This window comes from Agromyces sp. NPDC058136 (assembly GCF_042884375.1).
In the GTDB taxonomy this organism is placed as follows: domain Bacteria; phylum Actinomycetota; class Actinomycetes; order Actinomycetales; family Microbacteriaceae; genus Agromyces.
Genome location: NZ_JBHVUA010000003.1, coordinates 29986 through 52969 on the forward strand (window position 1 = coordinate 29986; position 22984 = coordinate 52969).

The window sequence follows — 22984 nt, forward strand, 5'->3', positions numbered from 1 at the left end:
GTGCTTACTCCGACTCCGCGTCGAGTGCTGCCTGCATCTGCTCGGCGAGCTGCTGCAGTCCGTCCTTCGGCGAGACCGTGCCCGCCCAGACCTGCGAGAGGATCTCGCTCTCGATCGAGGTCCATGCGGCCGTGTTCTTCGAGACCGGGTACGGCACGGCGGTCTCGAGGGCGTCGATGTAGACCTGCAGGTCGTACTGCGGCAGGGCGTCGACCCACGCCTGCTGCTTGCCGTTGAACGCCGGGATGACGGCGCCCGACTCGGCCATGATGTCGGCAGCCTCTTCACCGCTCAGGAAGGCGGCGAACTCCTGCGCGAGCTCGGGGTGCTCGCTCTTCGCGTTGACGACGTTGGCGAGGCCGTGGATGACGCTCTGGTTGCCCTCGGGGCCCGCCGCGAGCGGCGCCACGTCCACCTTGTCGGCGATGTCGGGGTTCTCGGCGTACGCGCCGGCCGCCCACGAGCCGTTCTGGAACATCGCGACCTTGCCCGAGAAGAAGAGGTCCTGGGCGCTCGTGTCGGTCATCTGCTGCGCGGTCGGCGAGGAGCCGGCCGCGATCAGGTCCGTCCAGAGTTCGATGCCGGCGAGGGCCTCGGGGGTGCCGTAGCCCGACTCGGTGCCGTCGGCGTCGATGACCTCGCCGCCGGCCTGCGCGATGGAGTTGTAGTAGTTCTCTTGGCCGGCCTGGGCGGCAGCGATGCCGTACTGGCCCTTCGCGGGGTCGGTGAGCTTCGCGGCGGTCGCCTTGAGGTCGTCCCAGGTCCATCCGGCCTCGGGGTACGCGACGCCCGCGGCGTCGAAGAGCTCCTTGTTGTACCAGAGCGCGATGGTGTCGAAGTCCTTCGGGGCGCCGTAGAGCTCGCCCTCGTAGCTGTACAGGTCGATGAGGCCCTGCGAGTAGTCGGCCGGGTCGACGAGCGTCTCGTCGATCGGCGCGAGCATGCCGTTGGATGCGTAGAGCTGGAAGTTCGGACCGTTCATCCAGAAGACGTCGGGGGCCGAACCGCCCGAGACCGAGGTCTGCAGCTTCGTGAAGTACTCCTTGTACGGAGCGATGACGGGCTTGACGGTGACGTTGGGGTGCTCGGCGGTGAACGCCTCGGCGAGCTTCTCCATCGTGTCGTCCTGGGTCTGGTCCCAGTAGCCGTACTCGAGGGTGACGGTCTCGCCGTCCTCGCCTTCCGAGCCCGTTCCGCTGCAGGCGCTGAGCGCGAGGGCGGCCGTTGCGGCCAGTGCCACAGCGGCGGCACCGCGACGGGTGAGTGCGCTTCGAAGCATCCGATCCTCCTTTGGATCTGTCACTTGGTGTGGGGTGGGCGGTGTGGGGGCCGCCAAGTGTTAATCGTTTAGCTAAACGATTAACACGAGACTGTAGCGGCGGATCGCATCCGACGCAAACGCGCGTTCGCGGCGTCGGCCGACGGGGTACATCGCGCGCCGGAGGGCTCGTCGCGAACCCTGCGAATGCGGGCCAGGCAGGGGTGCCGATACGGAAGGGCGAGTTCGACGCCACCCATTCGGGGGACATTTTTGTGTTCAATATGTAGCGCGTGATGTGTAATACATGACAGTATGTCCGCGGCGCACCGAGGAAGACGCGCCGTCTCCGGCTCTCGCCGGAGTCCGCACAGGGTCGGGAACCCGCAGTGCCGGTTCTCCGACCGTCAGGCAGACAACCGATGGAGGTCAACGATGACCACGACGTTCCGACGACGAGGCGGGGCGGGGGCGGCAGTCGCACTGTCGCTCACGCTCATGTTCAGTCTCTGCACCCCGCTCGCGGCGAACGCCGCACCCCCCGCGACCGCGACCACGACCAACTCCGGGCCGGAGTCCGAGATCGGCGCCGCCGACTCCGTTGGCGCAACCGACTCGACGGGCACCGACGCCCTCGAGGCGACCGCACCGCTGACGGCCAACGAGGCCGTGCACCGCACCGAGGTCGGCCAGGCGGTCGAACTGCCCGAGCGCCCCTCCGCGGCGACGGCGAGCCGGTCGACGGCACGCGCCGCAGCGGCCGAGTGCTCGGCCGCCGCATTCGCCGCGGTGCAGGGCCAGGCGCTCGTCGACCTGCTCCGCGCCAGCGCGACCGACTGCGTGAACCAGCTGTTCACGGTGAAGGGCGCCGAGGCGAAGGCGATCTTCGCGGAGTCGCAGATGATCACGGTCGCGAACGCACTGCGCACCGTCGCGCAGAGCTACCCCGGCGACAACTCGACCTCGGCGGCGCAGCTGGTGCTGTTCCTCCGCGCCGGCTACTACGTGCAGTACTACGACGCGGCGAACGTCGGCGACTACGGCAGCGCGCTCTCGGACGCGACGGCCGGGGCGCTCGACGCCTACTTCGGCAACGCCCGCTCGCGCGACGTCACCGACGCGAACGGCGAGATCCTGGGTGAAGCGGTCATCCTGATCGACAGCGCCGAACTCAACGCGCGCTACCTCGACGTCGTCGAGCGGCTGCTCACCGGCTACGACGCCGAGTACGAGGCATCCTGGTGGATGCGCAACGCCGTGAACAACACCTTCACCGTGATGTTCCGCGGGCACCAGGTGCCGGCCTTCGTCTCGACCATCGCCGCCGACCCCGGCGTGCTCACCACCCTGCGCGACTTCGCCGTGGCGCACCTCGACCTCGTCGGCGGCGACTCCGGCTTCCTGCCGACCAACGCCGGCCGCGAACTCGCGCGCTTCCTCGGCGACGACGCGATCCGCGACACGGCCCGGCGGCTCGTCAAGGACCTGATGAGCCGCACCTCGCTCGACGCCCCGACCGCGCCGCTCTACGTCGCACTCGCCGGCATGGTGAAGTACTACGAGCCCGACTCCTGCGCCGAGTACGGCATCTGCGACATCGCCGAACGCGTGGCGGCCAAGGTGCTCACGGTGAACCACGTGTGCTCCCCCACGATCACGATCCGCGCCCAGCAGATGACCGCGGCGGAGCTCGAGTCGAGCTGCACGAGCCTGCTCGGCCAGGACCGCTTCTTCCACGCTGTCGCCAAGGACCCGGGTCCGGTGCCCGACGACATCAACTCCGAGATCGAGGTGGTCGTCTTCGACTCGAGCAGCGACTACCAGGGCTACGCCGGGATCATCTTCGACATCGACACGAACAACGGCGGCATGTACCTCGAGGGCGACGACCCCTCTGCGGCCGACAACGTCGCGCGCTTCATCGCGTACGAGGCCGAGTGGATGCGCCCGAGCTTCGCCGTGTGGAACCTCAACCACGAGTACACCCACTTCCTCGACGGCCGGTTCAACATGCACGGCAACTTCGAGGACGGCATGCGCACCCCCACCATCTGGTGGGTCGAGGGCTTCGCGGAGTACATCTCGTACCACTACCGGGGCGAGGCGTACACGGGCGCCCAGGAGGCGGCGGCGCGCGGCACGTACAAGCTGAGCGAGCTCTTCGACACCGTCTACGGCGACCAGGAGCGGGTGTACCGCTGGGGCTACCTCGCGGTTGCGTTCATGCTGAACGAGCACCCGGCCGAGCTGCAGACGGTGCTCGGCTCGTATCGGGCCGGCCAGTGGGACGAGGCGCGCACCACCCTCACCCAGACGATCGGCACGCGCTACGACGCCGAGTTCGCGGCGTACCTCGAGCGCTGCGCCGCCGGCGACTGCAGCGCGGACCTCGGCGGCGGCGGCACCGGCGGGCTGCCCGAATGCGATGCGGCCGACCCGCGCACGCTCGACAACGGCTGCGTCCGCTCGGCGCGTGCGGGCTCGGCGGGCCAGACCGACCACCTCTTCATCTGGGTGCCGGCCGGAACCCCGCGCGTGACGGTCGAGACCTCGGGCGGCACCGGCGACCTCGACCTCTACTACAACTGCTACGGGTGGGCCGACCGGAACGCGCACGTCGCGCGATCGACCGTGCCGGGCAGCACCGCGGAGCGGGTCGTCGTCGAGTGGCCGCAGGCGGGCTGGAACTACGTCGGGCTCACCGGCGTGACCGACTTCTCGGGGGTGAGCGTCACGGCGAGCTTCTGAGTCGCATCCCATGAGACCCTCGTGCGGCCCGGACCTCCGGGCCGCACGAGCGGTCTCGGGGGTGCGTCGCCTCGACGGCTCGGGTACAGTGATCGAATCGATTCGACTCCACCGTGACACCGACGAGGACCCCATGGCACAACCGACCGCCGCCCGCCCCGCACGCGAACTCATCGCCTGGCGCAACGCCGTCTTCGCCATCTTCTTCCTCAGCGGCCTCAGCATGGCGAGCTGGGTGGCGCGCATCCCCGCCATCCGCGACGACACCGGGCTCTCGACGCAGGGCGTCGGCCTCGTGATCCTCGCCGGCTCGGCGGGGTCGATCGTCGGCCTCGTCTCGGCGCCGTGGGCGCTCGCCCGCCTCGGCGCCCGCCGCGGCATGATCGGCGCACTCGTCACGGTCTCGGCCGGGCTCGTCTTCGTCGGTATCGGCGGTTCGCTGGTGCCGTCGGTGCCGCTCGTCGTGATCGGCCTCGCCCTGTTCGGCTTCGGCAACGGCGCGGTCGACGTGATGATGAACGTCGAGGGCGCCGAGGCCGAGCGCGAACTCCGCAAGACCGTCATGCCGATGATGCACGCCTTCTTCTCCTTCGGCACGGTGACCGGTGCCGGGATCGCGGCGGGGGCCTCCGCCCTCGACGTGCCCGTGTCGGTGCACCTCGGCGTGGTCGCCGCGCTCATCGCCGTCGGCATCGTCGTCGCCGTGCGCTTCGTGCCGCTCCGCGCCGAGGTCGGCGACGACACGCACAGCGGCGCCCCGCGCCCGCCGTGGCGCGAGCGGCTGAAGGCGAACCTCGCCGTCTGGGGCGACGTGCGCCTCCTCCTCATCGGCGTGATCATGCTCGGCATGTCGTTCGCCGAGGGCTCCGCCAACGACTGGCTCGCCCTCGCGGTCGTCGACGGCCACGGCTACGACGAGACGACCGGTGCGCTCATGTTCGGCGTGTTCACCGTGGCGATCACGGCCGGCCGCGTGCTCGGCGGGCCGGTGCTCGACCGCTTCGGGCGGGTGCCGGTGCTGCGCACCCTCGCGGTCGTCGGCATCGCGGGGCTCAGCCTGTTCATCTTCGGCACCGAGCCGTGGATGCTGATCGTCGGCACGGTGCTCTGGGGCGTCGGCTCCTCGCTCGGGTTCCCGGTCGGCATGTCGGCCGCCGCCGACCACCCGACCGATTCGGCGGCGCGCGTGAGCGCGGTGGCGATCATCGGATACTGCGCGTTCCTCACCGGCCCGCCGCTGCTCGGCTTCATCGGCGAGCACTTCGGCATCCTCAACGCCCTGCTCGTCATCCTGGCGCTGCTCGTGCTCTCGGCCATCGCGGCGCCCGCCGCGCGCGAGCGCGACCGGGCCGAGGCCGGCCACGTGGCATCCGACCGCACGTAGACTCGTCGGGTGCGTCTCGTCATCGCCCGCTGCTCCGTCGACTACGCGGGGCGGCTCCAAGCCCATCTTCCGCTCGCGACCCGCCTGCTCATGGTGAAGGGCGACGGCAGCCTCCTCGTGCACTCCGACGGCGGCAGCTACAAGCCCCTCAACTGGATGAGCCCGCCCTGCACGCTCGCGACGGGCGAGCCCGACGACGAGCAGCGCGAAGCCGGCGTCGTCGAGCTGTGGACGGTCACGCACAAGAAGACGGCCGACCGGCTGATCGTCTCGATCCACGAGGTGCTGCACGATTCGGCGCACGATCTGGGCATCGACCCCGGCCTCCAGAAGGACGGCGTGGAGGCGCACCTGCAGAAGCTGCTCGCCGAGCAGATCGAGCTGCTCGGCGACGGGCACCGGCTGGTGCGTCGCGAGTACATGACGGCGATCGGCCCGGTCGACATCCTCGCGACGGATGCCTCGGGCGCGAGCGTCGCCGTCGAGCTGAAGCGGCGCGGCGACATCGACGGCGTCGAGCAGCTGACCCGCTACCTCGAGCTGATGAACCGCGACCCGCTGCTCGCGCCCGTCACGGGGGTGTTCGCCGCGCAGGAGATCAAGCCGCAGGCGCGCACGCTCGCCGAGGACCGGGGCATCCGCTGCCTCGTGCTCGACTACGACGCGATGCGCGGCGTCGACGACGCCGACTCCCGGCTCTTCTGATCGCTGAACGCGCACTGCGCATTCACTGAGCGACCCTGAAGTTCGAGCATCGCTCGCATTTGCGCATCCTAGGATGTCACGGTGACTTCCCCGACCCTCTCCCCCACTCGTACGTGGTCGGCCGTGCTCTTCGACCTCGACGGCACCATCATCGACTCCGCCACCGACATCACCGGCTCGCTCGCCCACATGTTCGCCGAGATGGGCGCCCCCGTGCCCTCCGACGAGGAACTGCGCGCCTACGTCGGCCCGCCGCTGCTCGACAGCCTGCGCATGACCGCGGGCTTCAACGACGCCGAGGCGTGGGAGGCACTGCACGTCTACCGCGACCACTACGGCGAGCACGTATTGCGCTCGCCCGTGTTCCCGGGGGTCGCCGGCGTGCTCGAACGCCTGCACTCCGCGGGCGTGCCCGTCGCCCTCGCGACCTCCAAGCCCGAGACCATGGCGCGCAAGGTGCTCGACCACGCCGGTCTCACCGAGTACTTCGACGTGATCACCGGTGCCAGCGACGACGAAGCGCGCAGCACGAAGGCCGACGTCGTCGCCGAGGCGCTCCGCCGACTCCAGGCGCAGGGCGTCGACACCTCGCACTCCGTCATGGTCGGCGACCGCGGCTACGACACCCTCGGTGCCCTTGCGAACGGCGTGCCCACCATCCTCGTCGAGTGGGGCTACGGCTCGCCGGCCGAGGCCGGCGACGCGATGGCCGTGGTGCACTCGGCCGATCAGCTGCGCGGGCTCCTGCTCGGCTGACTCCCGCTGTCGTAATCGCGCCATCTGGCGTGAATACGACACCCTTTCGGGTGGCATCCCCGGAGATCCGCGCCGTTTCACGCAACGCTCGTGCGGCCTTCTCCACAGTTTCGTCACAGCTCTTCCATAGGACGGCAACCCCACGGCAGTATGCCGTTTACGTCCGTCTACCGACGGGCGCCGTGCGTGGTTCGGTGGTCACACTCCACCGAGTCACTCGAAGGGAGAAGCATGTCTGGATTCACCAGCCGCGCGCGCAAGCGTGCGGTCGCGGTCGTCCCGGTGCTCGCACTCGCCGCCACCGGAATGGTGTCGTTCGGCGTGAGCACCGCTGCCGCAGCTGAATCACCGGTATCGCCGCCGGTGATCAGCGACTCGGAGTACTACATGAACTACGTCGCCCCGCGTGCCGAGGCCGTGGTGGGCGCCGATGACGAAGCCGTCTTCGACATCCACGGCAACAAGGTCGTGGCCCCGAGCGCCGAGACCGCCCTCGAGACCGCGATGGAGGTCGACGCGAAGTTCGCCGCCGGCAACCCGATCGCCGCGAGCGGTCTGGCGAAGCTCGAGAACAAGTCGAACGAGACCGGCAAGAGCCCGAAGCAGCTCAAGCAGGAGCAGCTCAAGGCCGACAAGAAGGCGAAGAAGCCGAAGAAGGCCCCCAACTACAAGCAGGCCGACGTCACCCAGGAGGCCAAGCTCCTCACGATCCTCGTCGAGTTCAACGACGAGGCGAACGACGACTTCACCGGCAGCTATGTGCCGACCGAGTTCGGCGCCACCACCTGCAAGCCCGGCAACGTCCAGAACGGGCCCCTGCACAACGGCATCCCGAACCCCGCCGACTACGACCTCGAGGACAACAACTCGATGTGGGTGCCCGACTTCTCGTCGGAGCACTTCAACAAGATGCTCTTCACCGACGAAGGCATCACCGAGCGCGTCCGCACCGACCTCACCGGCCCCGACGGCAAGCCCGGCTTCGACATCTCGGGCTACACGATGAAGTCGATGTACGAAGAGATGTCGCACGGCGCCTACACCGTCACCGGTGAGGCGACTCCGTGGATCACGGTGCCCCACTCCGAGGCGTACTACGGCGCGACGGTGTGCCACCAGAACGACCAGGGCGTCTACGTGGCCGGTCCCATGCAGGACCAGCAGGGCCACCCCGACAACCCCAAGGGCCCCGGCCAGCTGCCGATCGACGCGGTCGCAGCCCTCGCCGCGGCACAGCCCGACTTCCCCTGGGCCGACTACGACATCGAGGACCAGGGCGACCGCGACGGTGACGGCAACGTCAACGAGCCCGACGGCGTGATCGACCACGTCGTGCTCGTGCACGCCGGTGAGGACAAGTCCGGCGGCGGCGGCGCTCAGGGCACCTACGCCCTCTGGGCGCACTCCTCGGCCGTCCTCGGCGGCGCGACGATCCCCGGCACCGACCTCCAGCTGTCGAACTACATCGTGCAGCCCGAGGACTCGGGCGTCGGCGTGTTCGCTCACGAGTACGGCCACGACCTCGGTCTGCCCGACCTCTACGACACCTCGAACGCCGGCAGCAGCGACATCGACTTCTGGGACCTCATGAGCTCGGGCTCGCACGCGGGCCCCATCTTCCAGTCGATGCCGTCGCACATGGGCCTCTGGGACAAGTGGGTGCTCGGCTGGGCCGACCCCGTCGTCGTGAACCCCGGTGACGACGAGACGACCGTCAAGGTCGGCCAGAACTCGCGCCCCCTCAAGGGCAGCGAGGACGGCGTCAAGGTCAACCTCCCCGACAAGCACATCACCCTCGCCGAACCGCACGGCGGCGAGAACATGTGGTTCACGGGCTCGGACCAGGACTGGGGCGACATCCGCATCGAGCGCACGCTCGACGTGGGCGCCGACGCGAAGTTCTGGATGTGGAACAACTTCGTGATCGAGTCCGACTGGGACTTCGGCTTCGTCGAGATCTCGACCGACGGCGGCACCACCTGGACCGACCAGAAGGTGTTCAACGAGAACGGCACGGAGGCGACCACCCCCGACGGCTACGCCGACCCGAACGGCAACCTGCACGGCTTCGGCGACCGTAAGTACGGCCTCACCGGTGACTCGGACGGCTGGCAGCACCAGTACGTCGACCTCTCGGCCTACGCGGGCCAGACGATCGGCGTGCGCCTGCGCATGGCGACCGACGCCGCCTTCCAGGAGCGCGGCTGGTTCGCCGACGACTTCTCGCTGACGAGCGGCGCCACCACCACGTGGAGCGACGACGTCGAGTCGGGCGAGAACGGCTGGACCCCGAAGGTCGGCAGCTTCGCCGACACCACGGGCCCGGGCTGGCGCATCGACACCGGCTCGTCGGTGAAGGCCCAGTACTACCTGGTCGAGTGGCGCAACTTCGACGGCTTCGACGAAGGCCTGAAGTACGGCTACAACTCCGTCTACAGCGACGGCGCCTGGAAGGTCGAGAAGCTCGCGTACAACGCGCCGGGTGCCCTGATCTGGTACCGCGACACCACGTACGGCAACTCGAACCAGATCCTCTCGAACGAGGCGGCGCTGCCGAGCTACGGTGCGAAGGGCGGGCTCCTGCTCGTTGACAGCCACTTCAACCCGCTGCAGCGCACCGGTGCCGCGGCCGACGCCGACCCGTCGACGCTGAACATCATGCCGTCGCGTGCCCAGTCGTCGAACGCGTCGTTCGGTCTCACCAAGACGTACCCGTTCACGGAGTGCTTCATCGGTGGCACCGGTGACGAGTACTGCACCGACGTCGCGGCCCAGGACGCGGTGAGCACCTTCACCGACGACCGCGGCTGGGTGCCCGGCTTCGCCCTGCGCGAGTCCGACGGTGCGCTCTTCTACCGCGACCGCGACGCCTCGACCGTCGTGCCCTCGGTCGACAACGGCCTGTACAGCACCCCGCTGTACGACCTCGCCGGCAACCGCCTGCCCGCCTACGACGGTCTCGACATCGGAGTCGGGCCGTTCGGCTCGGGCAACCCCGCCGACGCCGGCGTGGGCTACGGCACCGTCATCTCGGTGAAGAAGGCCTTCAAGGGCAACACCGCCGCGCTCATCAGCATCATGCCCCCCACGGCAGGCTGATCGGCAACGCACCAACGCAACATCGACGAGGCGTCGGCCCTTCCGGGGGTCGGCGCCTCGCCGCGTTCGGGGTACCTCAGCGGCTCGACGATTCGGTCAGGCCGCTGTGCGACGAGCCGCACGACGCCGACGGTCGTTGCGGCGGACGATCGCGATCTGCACCGCGAGCGTGACTGCCCCGCCCGTGACGATCGCGACGAGGTTCACCCCGAGCTGCACGAGCGAGGTTCCGGCCGTCGCCCACTCGCCGGAGGCGAACGCCACGGCCGCGGCCCCCGCCGCCGGCACCGTGGTCACCGAGATGAGCACGCCGACGAGCGCACCCGACTTGGCGGACGTCAGCGAGAGGACCCCGGCGATGCCGGCGAGGAGGCCGACCACATAGCTGAGCACGTTCGGCTGCCAGATGAATCCGGTGTTCGGATGTTCGGCGTCGAGCGCGTCGGGCGGAAACCACCCGACCGCCATCATCAGCAACGAGAACGCGACGGTCACAAGGATGGCCGACACGTACCCGATGACGATCGCGACCGCCGAGCGGCCGACGACGAGCCACCGCCTGCGGACGATGCCGACGGCCATCGCCGCGAGGGGACCGAAGTCGGGGCCCACGACCATGGCACCGACGATGAGGATGGGCTGGTCGGTCACGACTCCGACTGCCGCGATCATCGTGGCGACCGCCATGAAGACGAGGAAGGTCGCGGAGAGGCGGACCTCGTCGCCCGCTCGGGCTTCGACCTCCTGCCAGACCACGGCGTCGTCGTCCCCGCCGAACGCCCCCGTGGCCGAGCGCGTCTCCGTGCGCGAGAGCGCCAGGTCGACCGACTCGACCGCGATCGATCCTCGACGATCCAGTCCGACGGCGTGCAGTTCGGCGAGCACGTCGCTCGCGGTGCCCCGCGCGACGTCGCACAGGAGCAGGTCGCCGTCCGGGTGACTCGCCACCCCCGGGAAGCGGATGATGTTCGAGATGTCGTCGCCGTGTTCGGCCAGCACCGCATCGACCCTCGCGGCCAGCTCGATCGGGACGATCATCCTGAAATGCAGCACCCACTCAGTGTGACCGAGACACCACGTCGCAGCGGGGCGACGCGCGCCGGGTCAGGAGACGACGGCGGGCGCGAAGCCGTCGATCACACGACCGAGGGCAGCGGCGAACTCGGCGTCGTCACCGCCGTCGAGCGCGAGATGCTCGGTCTGCTCGACGAGCGGATGGCGCGAGTCCGACCAGAGGGGCTGCGGTGCGGATGCCTCGACCGGCGCCGCACGACGGGCCGCCTCGAGCGCCGACTGACCGACGACGAACGCCCGCACGACATGCGCGGCGCGTGCGGCATCGTCGACCGCGAGCCCGGCCTCGACGAAGCTCTCGATAAGGCGTTCGGCGAGCGAGAGCGCGTTCGGGCCGTCGAGCGGGCCGCTCGTGACGAGCACCATCGCGCCGGAGTGCTCGGCGAGCTTCGCTCGCAGTGCGAGCGCGATGGACACGACCCGGTCGCGCCAGTCGGGCTCCGTGGCATCCGCGACGCCCGTGAGCAGGTGTTCGACCATCGCCTGGAGCAGTGCGTTCTTCGACGCGAAGTAGGTGTACATCGCGGTCGGGGTGAGCCCGAGCGCACCGGCGACGCCGCGCACCGAGACGGCGGCGACGCCCTTCTCCTCGAGGATCTCGAAGGCGGCGTCGACGATGTCGGACTGGCTGACGCTGCGCCTGGGGCCGGGCTTCATGTGCGGTGCTGCTCCTCTGGGTCGACGATCAACGGTACTCGACCGTGACCATGAGCGCCCCCGATGTCTGGCAGGGTGGGAGGCGATCGTGCAGGCGCGAGACCGCGCCGCACGGCGATCATGGGAGGTCGTTCAATGGAGTTCGCCGGAGCCGTCGGCATTCTGGTCATCATCGGCCTCGCGGTGGTCATCGCCATCGTGCTGCTGCTCATCCTGGCGCTGTTCGCCCGCAGCTGGATCAAGGTCGCCCGCGCCGACGAGGCACTCGTCATCTCGGGTCGCAAGCAGAAGGTGCAGCGCGCCGTCATCGCCGCCGACGGCACGAGCAGCTCGCAGCTCGAGGAGTCGCCGGTCACGGTCATCGTCAACGGCAAGTCGATCGTCAACCCCATCACGCAGCGCCACGAGATCATCTCGCTGCGGTCGCGTCAGGTCTCGTTGAACGCCGAGGCGCAGTCGCTCGACAACGTCACACTCAACGTCGACGGCGTCGCGATCGTCAAGATCGGCTCGGACCCGCTGTACGTGCGCCGCGCCGCCGAGCGCTTCGCCTCGCAGGACGCCGCGATCGAGCAGTTCACGACCGAGCAGCTCGAGGGTGCCCTCCGCGGCATCGTGGCGACCCTGTCGGTCGTAGAGCTCATGCGGGAACGCAAGAAGTTCTCCGACCAGATCGCGGCCGACGTCTCGCAGGAGCTCGCCGAGCAGGGCCTCATCCTCGACTCGTTCCAGATCAAGGGCATCACCGACAAGGTCGGGTACATCCAGTCGCTCGGCGCCCCCGAGATCCAGGCGAAGCGTCAGTCCGCCGAGATCGCGCAGACCAATGCCGACCGCGCCATCAACCAGAAGAACATCGCCAACAAAGAGGCGAACCTCATCGAGCAGACCGCGCTCGACACCAACACCGCCAACGCCGACGCCGGCATCGGTCGCGCCCGCGCCGAGGCCGAGCAGGCCGAGCAGCTCGCCCGCGCGCAGGCCGAGCAGGCCGTGCTCCAGCAGCAGGCCGAGAACAAGCAGGCGCAGCTCGACGCCGACGTCAAGCGCGTCGCCGACGCGCAGCGCTACGAGGCCGAGACGCGCGCGCAGGCCGAGCTCTACACCCGCGAGCGCGCCGCCGAGGCCGCCGCGATCGAGCAGGTCAAGCAGGCCGAGGCCCGCACCCGCATCGCAGAGCAGCAGGCGCAGGCCGACAGGGCGCGCGCCGCGGGTGAGGCCGCCGCCATCGAGGCGAAGGCCACCGGTGAGGCGAACGCGCTGCGCGCGCAGGCCGAAGCCGAGGCCGAGACGCGTCGGCTGCTCGCGAACGCCGAGGCGGAAGCCATTCGCGCCGAGGGCGAGGCGCGCGCCGCGGCCGTCGAGGCCGAGGCCAAGGCCATCGCGTCGAACCAGGACGCCTTCCTCTCGCAGCGTGTGCTCGAGGTGCTGCCGTCGATCATGGCGGAGTTCTCGAAGGGCTACGCGGCGATCGGGAGCGTCTCGATCGTCGGCGGTTCGGGCGACGGCGCCTCGGAGGTCGTCGGTGCCGACAGCGCCAAGGCCATGAAGTCGGTCTTCGACAGCGTGAACGCCGCGACCGGGCTCGACCTCGCCGCGATCATCCAGGGCCAGGCCCTCGGCCGCGGCATCGGCGAGGGCGCTGCGGAGGCCACGCAGTCGGGCCGCCGGGCGCGTTCCGCCGAGTAGAAGCGGCGCCGGCCTGTTCGACGGCGCCGACGGCCGGCCGGTGCCGTCTCGACGGGCACTACGTCACTGATATGCCACCGGCATCACGGGCACGACGCGCACGTGATACCAAGCGCGTCTCAGTGACGTAGTCCATGCGAGTCGAGCTCCGCGCACGAGCGACCGTGCTCACCGAACGAGTCGCACCGTGCTCACCGAACGAGTCGCACCGTGCTCACCGAACGAGTCGCACCGTCATGATCGCCCAGGGTTCGAACGGCGCCTCGGCGCCGTCGGGCTCGAAGCCGTTGCGACGGTAGAACGCCCGCGCCCGCGTCTCGCCCGCCATCGCCCACAGGAAGGCGGGCCGGGTACCGATGGCGGCGTCGAGCAGCGACTGGCCGAGGCCGCCGCCCTGATACTCGTCGAGGAGGTAGAGGCCCTTCAGCTCGAGCGTACGCGGCGCGTCGGGCTCGCGGGCGGGGTCGACCACGCCCGCGTCGGCGAAGCCGATGATCCGGTCGCCGTCGACGGCGACGACGACCGTGCGCTCGGGGCCGGTGGTCTCGAGCACCTGCCGCCACCCCTCCAGACGTTGCTCGAGGGTCCACGCCTCGATGCGCTCGCGCGCCACGAACCCGGCGTCGATGTACGTCGTCTGGTGGCTCTCCCAGTGCATGCGGGCGATGTTCGGCGCATCGTCGACCTGCGCCGCGCGGATGATCGGTGCGGTGCGGGGAGCGGAGCGCTCGTCGGAGTTCGTCGTCACGGGGTTGCGCCTCGGTCGAGCAGGCGAGCACGCACGCGGTCGAGGTCGGACGCGGTGAGCCCGTTGTCGAGGAGGAATCCGGCGACGTCGACGCCGTCGAGGAACTCCTCGAGTTCGCGCACACGACGCCGGTCGAGGTCGCCGGACTCGGCGGGCGCGGCCTCCTCGCCTCCAGCGGCGAGGTGTTCGGTGATCGCCTCGACGGCGGCGAGGTAGTCGGCGACGATCGCGCCCCGTTCGACCTCGCAGAGCTGCAACAGCATCGCGGTGATCATGCCGGTGCGGTCTCGGCCGTGCGCGCAATGGACGAGCACGGCACCGGTCGGAGCCGGGTCGGCGGCGAGATCGCGGAACACCGCAGCGACGAGCTCGGGCCACCGCTCGAGCACCTCGGGGTAGTACCCCGGCGAATCCAGCGTCTCCCAGCGCGACATGAACTCGGCGTCCGACTGGTCTTCGACGGGGCGATGCAGCCGGACGAAGGGCGCGTCGACCGCCGACGCGACCTCGTCGGCGTTGCGCAGGTCGATGACGGTCCGCACCCCGGCCGCGTGCAGTTCGGCGCGGCCGTCGGCATCGAGCCCGTCGAGCTGCGCCGAGCGGTAGACCCGACCGTGCGCGGTCGTGCCGAGCGAGCCGCTGAGCCCGCCGAGATCCCACGTGTTCGGCAGCCCGGCCCAGCTCATTCGACGCGTCATGCGATGACGCTACCGGAGGGCACGGCCTGGTTGCGCCACAGCGCTCAGCGCATCGCCCCGGCGCGGTACGCCGCCTCGGTGCGGGTCGCCGCACCGAGCTTGCGAAGGATCGCCGAGACGTGCACGCTCGCCGTCTTGCCGCTGATGAAGAGGCGTTCGCCGATCTGCCGGTTGCTGAGGCCTTCGGCGATGAGGTCGAGCACCTGTCGTTCGCGCGCGGTGAGCTCGGCCATCGCTGCGGCGTCGGCGTCGGATGCCGCGGCGCCGGCGATGCCCGCGACCTCGCCGCCGACCGGGCGGCGCGAGCCGTCGAGGGCGAGCGCCGCCGTCGCCGCGACACGTTCGACGCGCTCGCGTACCGCGATGACGCCGCCGGCCTCGGCGCGATCGAGGGCGAGTTGCAGGGTCGCTCGGGCGGCCGTGCGGTTCGCCGCAGCCAGCTCGGCCTCGGCGAGCCGCAGCAGGGAGTACGGGTGGAGGTAACCGGGGACGCCCCCGCGTTCGATGGCGTCGACCGCCCGCCTCCAGGCCTCGGGATCGGTCCCCGGAACCTGGGCGCCGGCGCCTTCAGCCGCCTCTGCGAGTTCGGCCTCGATCAGCGCGACCCAGGTCTCGTGATGCGGCCAGAACGACCCCGCCTCGAGGAGCCGGTCGATTTCGGCGACCGATGCGGCGACCTCGGCGACGACGGCCTCTGGCACCGCGTGCGGCCGTACAGCGATCGCAGCGGCCACGCGTGCGGCGACCCAGAAGCCCGGGTGCGCGTAACCGGGGTGCAGCGCGCGCTCTTCGTGGAAGATGCCCCGGATCTCGACCCAGGCGCCGGCGAGGTCGTCGTTCGCGAGTGCGACCTCGGCGGCCATCTGGCCGACCGCGAGCCGGGTCTGCATCTCGACCGCCTGCACCCCGGCCATCATCGGCCGCACCCGGCGCAGCGCCTCGGCGGCCCCGACGGGGTCGCCGCGCCACAGCTTCGAGGAGATTCGGGCGCGGTGGAGGTAGACGGTGAACGGCACCGGCGGGTCGAGCGACAGCGCTCGTTCGATGATCTCCTCTCCGCGCTCCCACTCGCCGAGCGCGAAGAGCGGGTCGACGGCGTTGGAGGCGAGGATGACGCCGGTGCTCCGCTCGACGCCTTGGGCCCGAGCGCGCCCCAGCCCGTCTTCGGCGAGGCGCACGGCCTCGGTGTAGTCGCCGATCAGATAGGCGAGGTCCGAGGAGTTGACCCAGTAGCGCAGGAGGGCCGCACCGTCGCCCTCGGCCAGCTCGCGGGCCTCGGCGAGCATCTCGAGCCCGCGCTCGACTTCGCCGCCGACGGCGCGGCCGGCGGCCGCGATGTTCATCGAGATCGAGGCCGAGCGCGGCAGGTCGTGCTCCAGGGCGACGGCCAGGCCCTGCTCGGCCGTCTCCACCGCCTCGCCCGTGCGCCCCTCGATCAGGAATCGTCCGGCGAGGGTTGCGAGCGACCCGGCCCTGATCTCGGGGTCGCCGTCGTCGCCGAGCACCTCGAGCCCCTCTTCGAGGAGCGGGATGGAGCCGGGCTTGCCGATCGCGGCGAGATAGAGGGCCTTGTCGCGGAGGAACCGGGGGTACTGCGGCTCGTCTCGCGGGCACTCGGCGAGCGCGGCCTTCACCAGGGCGAGCCCGCGTTCGATCTCGCCCGCGTTGCGCAGGTGCGAGGCGGTACGGCCCATGAGCTCGAGCTTGCCCATGCCGGCGGCGGCCTCGGGGTCGGGCACCACGTCCCACAGTTCGAGGGCGCGTTCGCCGAGCTGTGCGGCGGTCGCGTACGCGGCGGCGGCGCGCGCCTCGCGCATGGCCTGCATGGTCGCGGGAAACGCACGCACGGCGTCGTGCGCGCCGAGCCAGTGGAAGGAGATCTCGGCGGCGAGGCGTCGCGAGCCCGCTGCGGCCGCCGCCTCGTAGGCCTCGGCGTACCGCGCGTGGAACCGCGCACGCTCACCGGGCAGCAGGTCGTCGAGGATCGCCTCGCGCACGAGCGCGTGCCGGAACGCGTAGTCGTCGCCGTCGATCGAGATGACGCCGTAGTACACCGACTGGCGGGCGGCGGCGTCGAGCTCGGCCTCGTCGCCGCGGTAGACCTGCGCGAGCAGCGCGTGCGAGACCCGCACGCCCCCCGTCGAGATGAGTCGCAGCAGCTCTTGCGCCGGCTCGGGCAGCCGCTCGTAGCGGGCGAGCAGCAGATCGCGCAGGGTGTCGGGCACGAAGCCGTCGTCGCGGCAGCCGTCGATGCCGACGAGCTCTTCGACGAAGAAGGGGATGCCGTCGCTGCGCCGGAACACCGTCTCGAGCACGCGTTCGCTCGGCGCCTCGTCGACGATGAGCGACTTCACGAGGCGCTTGACCTGCGGCTTCGAGAGCCGGCCGAGCTCGAGGCGTTCGACCCATCGATCGCGTTCGGCCTCGGAGAGGAAGGGGCGGAGCGGGTGCCCGCGGGTGACGTCTTCGGTGCGGTAGCTGAGCACGGTGAGCACGCGGCTCGAGCCGAGCGCGCGGAGCAGGAAGCGCAGCAGCGCGAGGCTGGCCGCGTCGATCCAGTGGAGGTCTTCGATCGCGAGCACGATCGGGCGCTCGCGCGAGAAGGTCTCGAGGAGCACCGCGATGCCCTCGTGCAGCTGCCCTGCGGCGATGCCGGCCCCCGGAGAGCCCACCTCGCCCGACTCGGCGGCGAGCTCGGGCAGCAGCGCCACGAGCGCGGCGCGCCCTGGGCCGACGGCGTCGAGCACGGGCGCCGCGCCGACCTCGGCGACGAGCGCCCGCAGCGCCGTCTTGACGGGGGCGTAGGGCGCCGCGACGCTGCCGAGGTCGACGCACTGGCCGGCGAGCAGCAGCACGTCGGCGGGCAGATGCTGCTGGAACTCGCGCAGCAGCCGGGTCTTGCCGATGCCCGCCTCACCGCCGACGATGACGGTGAACGGCGCGCCGGCCCGCACCTCGGCGAGGCGCTCGTCGAGGCGGGAGAGGTCTGCGCCTCGGCCGATCATGGCCGTTGCTGACGTGGTCACGAACTCATCGTGCCACGCACCGCCGACAGCCGCAGGCGGCGCCTCAGCCGGCGAGCGCGGCACGGTGCCAGAGGTGCCGGCGGTGCCGGGCGGCCGGCTCGGGCGCCGCGGTGCGGTCGCCCGAGCTCCGGCGCACCTCGGCGGCGAGTCGACGGGCGATCCGCCGCTCGGCCTGCAGCACGTTCGCACGAAGCGTGTGCACGGTGAGGAGTTCTGCTGAGAACTGCATGGTCTTTCCTTCGGTCGGGGTTCGATCTGGTGCGATCGGATGTCTCGATGGTGCTCGCTAAGGCACCTGAGGCTCATCGGGTGATCGCCCTATTTCTGCTGCGGGTGCCTCGGAAGGGCGCCTGCGCACCGCCTCAGTTGGGCAGCGTCGGCGTACGGTGCAGGCCGTCGCGGCGGAACTGCACGAGCGCGGCGGCGACGGCCGCGGCGCCGATGAGCCCCAGCATGAGCATGGTGGCGAACATGGCGAACCCCCTTTCCGTCAGATGATGCTTCCGTTGCGCGGGGCGCGCGTCGTCAGCGCGAGCACGGAATCGGGCAGGGGCGTGCCCGCCGGGGTCAGCCCGGAGGGCTGCGGCTCGCCCCACACGCGTTCGAGCGGCACGACCCCGGCCCACCGCGTGTGGTCCTCGCCGTCGTCGGGCGATTCGGATGCCCCGTGCGCACGTGTCTTCATGACGACGTCGTCCAGGGCGAGCCGGAGCACGCGGGTGGCGGCCACCTCCTTGCGGCGCATCGGGCGCACCTCGGCGGAGCGGCCGGGCATGAGCCGTTCGGAGAGGGCGAGCAACGCGGCATCCGCCTCGTCTCGCTCGACCTCGTCGAGCACGCCGTACGCGACCGCGCTGCGGTAGTTCATGGAGCTGTCGAAGAGGGAGCGCGCGTAGACGAGCCCGTCGAGCGCGGTGACCGAGAACGCGACGGTCGCGCGCTCGGCGGCCGCGCGGAGGGCGAAGCCGCCGCCGGTCGAGCCGTGCACGAAGATCGCGTCGCCGATGCGGGCGTAGCCCATCGGCACGACGACGGGGACGCCGTCGGCGACGGCGGCGAGGTGGCCGACGAGTTCGCCGTCGAGCAGTTCGAAGAGCGCGTCGCGGTCGGTGGTCTGGCGCTCCGCGAGGCGGCGGATGCGTCGGGCGGGGCTTTCGGCGGGGGCGTCGAGGGTGGTCATGGTTCGAGTTTCGGACGTACACTGGCCTCGCCTGCAGTCCAGTTGCTGCAGTTCCGACCAGTCCAGTGAGGAGCCCGATGGACGGCCCGCTGCTCGTGCTCGACCGCCGCGACGGGGTGCCGCTCGGGGCGCAGCTCGTGGACGGCGTCCGGCGGGGCATCCTCGGCGGGCTCCTCGCCCCCGGCGATGCGGTTCCCTCCACGCGGGCCCTCGCGGCCGAGCTCGGCGTCTCCCGCAGCTCGGTCGTCGCGGCGTACGAGCAGCTCGCCGGCGAGGGGTACCTCGAGCTGCGCCAGGGCGCCCCGACCCGGGTGGCCCGCCTCGTCGTCGAGCACGAGGCATCCGCGCCGCCGCCCGACCGGATGCCCGCGAACCCGAGCGGTCGGGCGGCGCTCGGCGAACACCCCGTGCACCGCATCGACCTGCTGCCCGGCAGCCCCTCGACCGCGCGCATCGACGAACGGGCCTGGCGCTCCGCATGGCGGCAGGCCGCCGCGGCGCCGATCCCGCGGCTGTCGCCCCCGCGGGCCGGGCTCACGGGATTGCGCGAGGAGATCGCCGACCACCTGCGGCGGGCCCGCGGCGTCGCCTGCACGAGCGACGACGTCGTCGTCACCGCGGGGACGAGCGACGCCGTCGCGCTCCTCGGCGCGGCGCTCCTCGAGCTCGGCCGCGACCGCGACGCGCGGCACGGCACGGCCAGCGGCCCGCCGGTCGTCGCCGTCGAGCACCCCGGCTACCCGTCGGCGCGGCGCCTCCTCGAACGGCGCGGCCTCGAGATCGCCCCGCTCCCCGTCGACGCCGACGGCCTCGACCTGGCCGCGCTGCAGCGTCTCCCCCGGCCGCCGCAGGCGGTCATGATCACCCCGAGCCACCAGTACCCCCTCGGCGGGCGGTTGCCCGTTGCATCCCGCCTCGAACTCATCGACTGGGCTCGCGGTGCCGGCGCGCTCATCATCGAGGACGACTACGACAGCGAGTTCCGCCACCTCGGGGCGCCGCTGCCCGCGCTCGCCTCGCTCGACCGGCTCGGCGCGGCGAACCCGGCGAACCCCGACGACGGGCCGCGCGCCGCCGCCCGCACCGTGCTCGTCGGCAGCTTCTCGAAGGTGCTCACGCCGTGGCTGCGGATCGGCTACCTCGTGCTCCCCGGCGACCCGGCGCTGCGGGCGGCGATCGACCGGATCCGCGCCGACGAGACCTGCCCCGTACCGGGCGTCGCGCAGGAGGCGATGCGGGCGTTCCTCGCCTCGGGCGCCCTGCGCCGGCACATCGCGGCGACCCGGCGGGACTACGCGCACCGACGGCGCATGGTGCAGGACGCCCTCGACGGACTGCCCGGCGCACCGCTCAGCGGGCTCGACGGCGGACTGCACGCGGTCGTCGGACTGGCCGACGCCGAGACCTCCGCGAGGATCGTCGCCCGACTCGCCGACGACGGCGTGGCCGTCGCACCGCTCGCCGACTACTCGGCGGTCGCGGGCGTCCGGCCCGGCGGCCTCGTGTTCGGGTACGCGGGCGTGGGCGATGCGCTGCTCGGCGAGGGGCTCGCCCGCATCCGCGCCGCACTCGTCGAAACCCTCGACCTGCGCGGTGACGCGGACTAGGGTGGGGCCGATCGGCGCGAGCGCGCCACCCTACGATCGGAGCCGCCGTTGCGTCGTGTTCCCCTGGTCGCCGCATGCGGCACCGCCCTCGTCGTCGTGCTCCTCAGCGCCTGCGCGCCCGCCGAACCGAGCGCTCCCCCGACCGTGACCGTCATGGCGACGGTCACCGCGACGCCGACGCCCACCCCGACGCCCGCGACGACACCGCCGCCGGCGGCCGCACCCGCGCCCGCGCCGGCCCCAGACCCCGTGCCGAACGCCGCCGCCCCCGTCGTGGAACCCGGCCCCGCCGTCGACCTCGGCTCGCGCGACGGTGCGACCGGGACGCCCGTCGTCGACGGCAGCGGCATGCCCGTCAGCTACGTGGTCGTCGTCGGCGACAGCTTCTTCGACATCGCCCAGCGCTTCGATCTGCCGCAGCAGCAGTTGCTTCGCATGAACCCGCAGGTGCATGATTTTGGTGAGGCCGTGTACATCGGGGACGTCATCAACCTCGATTGGACGAAGACCGGCTGACGAGGCATCTCGTGAATGAGATCGTCACCATCGAACCGTGGAACCCGTGGCCGCTCGCGATTCCCATCGTGATCGCCGTGATCGGCGTCGTCGTCTCGAGCCGCGGCACCCGGCGGCACTCCCGGCCGGTCCGCGAACTCGGCACCGGGCTGTTCCTGCTCTCGCTCATCGCGCTCGCGGCGATGTTCGGCGTGATGCCGGGCTCGTGGGACCAGAGCGTGCGCGCGGAGGCGCTCCTCGCGGCCGGCTACGACTCGCCGACGTTCTCGGCCGAGCAGGTCGTCGGCCCGGGTGAGCCCGCGGTGGTCGGGTTCCAGGCCGAACGCGACGGCGAGCGCGTGCGCGGGGTGCTCCGGCACCAGGGCGGCGCCGAGTGGCGGATCGCCGAGGTCGAGCACGACGAGTGACCGGATGCCACGGGCGAACCCCGCGTGCTGTCAGTCGCCGTCGAAGAGTCGCTGACCCACGTATTCGCCCTCCGCGATGCCGCCCGGCACCGCGAAGATCGCCGAGCCCACGTGCTTGAGGTATTCGTTGAGCCCATCGGTCGCGAGCGAGGTCTGCACGTCGATGAACTGCTGCGGCGACCGCTGGAACGACAGGAAGAACAGTCCCGCGTCGAGCCGGCCGAGCTCGTCGTTGCCGTCGACGAAGTTGTAGCCGCGGCGCAGCATCCGCGCGCCCCCGTTGTTCGAGGAGTGCGCGAGGCGCACGTGCGCGTTCGTGTCGATGAGCGGCGCACCCGTCGCCCCCTCGGCCGCGAAGTCGGGCTCGGTGAACTCCGTGCCGCCGGAGAGCGGAGCGCCCTCGCCCTTCGAGCGACCGACGAGCATCTCCTGCTCGCCGAGCTGCACGCGGTCCCAGTTCTCGATGATCATGCGGATGCGTCGGGCGACGAGATAGGAGCCCCCCGCGAGCCACGCCGGGTCGTCGCCGTCGGCGACCCAGACCTGCTCGTCGACCTCGCTCGTCTCCTCGGCCTTCACGTTCGCCGTGCCGTCCTTGAAGCCGAAGAGGTTGCGCGGCGTCGCCTGCGCGGTCGAGGTCGAGGAGGTGCGGCCGAATCCGAGCTGCGACCAGCGCAGGGTCGCCCGCCCGAAGGCGATGCGACTGAGGTTGCGGATCGCGTGCACCGCGACCTGCGGGTCATCGGCGCACGCCTGGATGCAGAGGTCGCCGCCACTGCGTTCGGGCACGAGGGCGTCGCCCTGGAATCGCGGGAGCTGCTCGAGTGCCGTGGGGCGGCGCGCGGCGAGCCCGAAGCGGTCGGCGCCGTCGGCGTTCTCGAAGAGGCCGGGCCCGAAGCCGAAGGTGATCGTCAGCCCGGCGGCGGGGAGACCGAGCGCCTCGCCGGTGTCGGCGGGCGGCGCGTAGTCCGAGCCTCCGACCGCGCCGCCTTCGACGACGTCGAGCCCCTGCGTGAGGCGTGCGGCCGCATCGGTCCACTCGGTGAGCAGGGCGATGAGGCCCTCGCGGTCGAGCGTGTCGCTCACATCGAAGGCGGCGAAGTGCAGTCGGTCCTGCGCGGGCGTCACGATGCCCGCCTGGTGCGCGCCGAAGAACGGGTACGAGGATGCCCCGGAGCCGGAGCCCGCGGCGTGCGCCTGGCCGGTCGACACCGCGACGCCCACGGCCGCCGCCCCGCCCGCGAAGCCGACCGCTGCGCCGGCCGCGCCGGCGCCGAGAAGGCCGAGGAGCCCGCGACGGGACACCTCCGCGGGTTGAGGAGCGCCCGACGAAGGAGGACGCGTCTCGAAACCCTCCGACCGTTCGTCGGGGTCTCGAGACGCGTCGCCGCTTCGCGTCGGCGCTCCTCGACCCCCGGACGTGTCACTCATG

At 71.3% G+C, this 22984-nt stretch carries 18 protein-coding genes; 9 read left to right on the plus strand and 9 right to left on the minus strand.

The annotated features are described in order from the left end of the window. Positions 1-4: 4 nt before the first annotated feature. A complete protein-coding gene (locus tag ACFVTX_RS09635; protein ID WP_386899472.1) occupies positions 5-1279 on the minus strand; it encodes an ABC transporter substrate-binding protein in 1275 nt (424 codons plus the stop codon). Positions 1280-1693: 414 nt separating this feature from the next. On the opposite strand from ACFVTX_RS09635, the gene ACFVTX_RS09640 reads away from it, so the two are divergent. The 5 genes from ACFVTX_RS09640 (at position 1694) to ACFVTX_RS09660 (ending at position 9950) form a co-directional block, all read left to right on the plus strand. Beyond that, positions 1694-4006: a M9 family metallopeptidase gene (locus ACFVTX_RS09640; RefSeq protein WP_386899474.1), complete on the plus strand. Its 2313-nt coding sequence runs from the start codon at positions 1694-1696 to the stop codon at positions 4004-4006. A gap of 133 nt (positions 4007-4139) precedes the next feature. After that, positions 4140-5390 carry an MFS transporter gene (locus tag ACFVTX_RS09645; protein WP_386899476.1) on the plus strand — a complete coding sequence of 417 codons (1251 nt, stop codon included), beginning with the start codon at positions 4140-4142 and terminating at the stop codon, positions 5388-5390. Between the two features lie 9 nt (positions 5391-5399). Beyond that, complete coding sequence (gene nucS, locus ACFVTX_RS09650; protein WP_386899478.1) at positions 5400-6095, plus strand: endonuclease NucS; 696 nt, start codon at positions 5400-5402, stop codon at positions 6093-6095. A gap of 81 nt (positions 6096-6176) precedes the next feature. Beyond that, positions 6177-6851 carry an HAD hydrolase-like protein gene (locus ACFVTX_RS09655; protein WP_386899480.1) on the plus strand — a complete coding sequence of 225 codons (675 nt, stop codon included), beginning with the start codon at positions 6177-6179 and terminating at the stop codon, positions 6849-6851. 231 nt (positions 6852-7082) lie between these two features. Beyond that, positions 7083-9950, plus strand: a complete 2868-nt coding sequence (locus ACFVTX_RS09660; RefSeq protein WP_386899482.1) for an immune inhibitor A domain-containing protein — start codon at positions 7083-7085, stop codon at positions 9948-9950. Between the two features lie 96 nt (positions 9951-10046). On the opposite strand, the gene ACFVTX_RS09665 is transcribed toward ACFVTX_RS09660, so the two are convergent. Both ACFVTX_RS09665 and ACFVTX_RS09670 read right to left on the minus strand, forming a co-directional pair. Next, entirely contained in the window at positions 10047-11003 is a 957-nt protein-coding gene (locus tag ACFVTX_RS09665) for a DUF389 domain-containing protein (protein ID WP_386899484.1), read from the minus strand. 51 nt (positions 11004-11054) lie between these two features. After that, entirely contained in the window at positions 11055-11681 is a 627-nt protein-coding gene (locus tag ACFVTX_RS09670) for a TetR/AcrR family transcriptional regulator (RefSeq protein WP_386899486.1), read from the minus strand. A gap of 135 nt (positions 11682-11816) precedes the next feature. On the opposite strand from ACFVTX_RS09670, the gene ACFVTX_RS09675 reads away from it, so the two are divergent. Further along, the gene (locus tag ACFVTX_RS09675) at positions 11817-13370 is read left to right on the plus strand and encodes an SPFH domain-containing protein (RefSeq protein ID WP_386899488.1); all 1554 of its coding nucleotides are present in this window, start codon (positions 11817-11819) and stop codon (positions 13368-13370) included. A gap of 214 nt (positions 13371-13584) precedes the next feature. On the opposite strand, the gene ACFVTX_RS09680 is transcribed toward ACFVTX_RS09675, so the two are convergent. From ACFVTX_RS09680 to ACFVTX_RS09700, 5 genes are all read right to left on the minus strand, one after another. After that, on the minus strand, positions 13585-14118 hold the full coding sequence (locus tag ACFVTX_RS09680; protein ID WP_386899491.1) for a GNAT family N-acetyltransferase: 534 nt from the start codon (positions 14116-14118) through the stop codon (positions 13585-13587). Then, positions 14115-14816, minus strand: coding sequence for a tyrosine-protein phosphatase (locus ACFVTX_RS09685; RefSeq protein WP_386899493.1), 702 nt, complete (start codon positions 14814-14816; stop codon positions 14115-14117). The genes ACFVTX_RS09680 and ACFVTX_RS09685 overlap by 4 nt, the downstream gene beginning before the upstream one ends. 44 nt (positions 14817-14860) lie before the next feature. Then, positions 14861-17842, minus strand: coding sequence for an AAA family ATPase (locus ACFVTX_RS09690; protein WP_386899495.1), 2982 nt, complete (start codon positions 17840-17842; stop codon positions 14861-14863). 43 nt (positions 17843-17885) lie between these two features. After that, positions 17886-18071, minus strand: coding sequence for a hypothetical protein (locus ACFVTX_RS09695; protein ID WP_386899497.1), 186 nt, complete (start codon positions 18069-18071; stop codon positions 17886-17888). 261 nt (positions 18072-18332) lie between these two features. Continuing rightward, complete coding sequence (locus ACFVTX_RS09700) at positions 18333-19022, minus strand: pyridoxamine 5'-phosphate oxidase family protein (protein WP_386899499.1); 690 nt, start codon at positions 19020-19022, stop codon at positions 18333-18335. A 77-nt stretch (positions 19023-19099) separates the two neighbouring features. Here ACFVTX_RS09700 and ACFVTX_RS09705 point away from each other — a divergent pair, with 77 nt between their 5' ends. Genes ACFVTX_RS09705 through ACFVTX_RS09715 form a run of 3 tightly spaced genes read left to right on the plus strand, consistent with a single transcriptional unit; the run spans position 19100 to position 21552 of the window. Beyond that, entirely contained in the window at positions 19100-20629 is a 1530-nt protein-coding gene (locus ACFVTX_RS09705) for a PLP-dependent aminotransferase family protein (RefSeq protein WP_386899501.1), read from the plus strand. A gap of 48 nt (positions 20630-20677) precedes the next feature. Next, positions 20678-21145 carry a LysM peptidoglycan-binding domain-containing protein gene (locus ACFVTX_RS09710; protein ID WP_386899503.1) on the plus strand — a complete coding sequence of 156 codons (468 nt, stop codon included), beginning with the start codon at positions 20678-20680 and terminating at the stop codon, positions 21143-21145. 11 nt (positions 21146-21156) lie between these two features. Next, entirely contained in the window at positions 21157-21552 is a 396-nt protein-coding gene (locus ACFVTX_RS09715) for a hypothetical protein (RefSeq protein ID WP_386899505.1), read from the plus strand. 30 nt (positions 21553-21582) lie between these two features. Here ACFVTX_RS09715 and efeB read toward each other — a convergent pair whose 3' ends face one another. Beyond that, positions 21583-22983, minus strand: a complete 1401-nt coding sequence (gene efeB, locus ACFVTX_RS09720) for an iron uptake transporter deferrochelatase/peroxidase subunit (protein ID WP_386899506.1) — start codon at positions 22981-22983, stop codon at positions 21583-21585. Between the last annotated feature and the right edge of the window lies 1 nt (position 22984).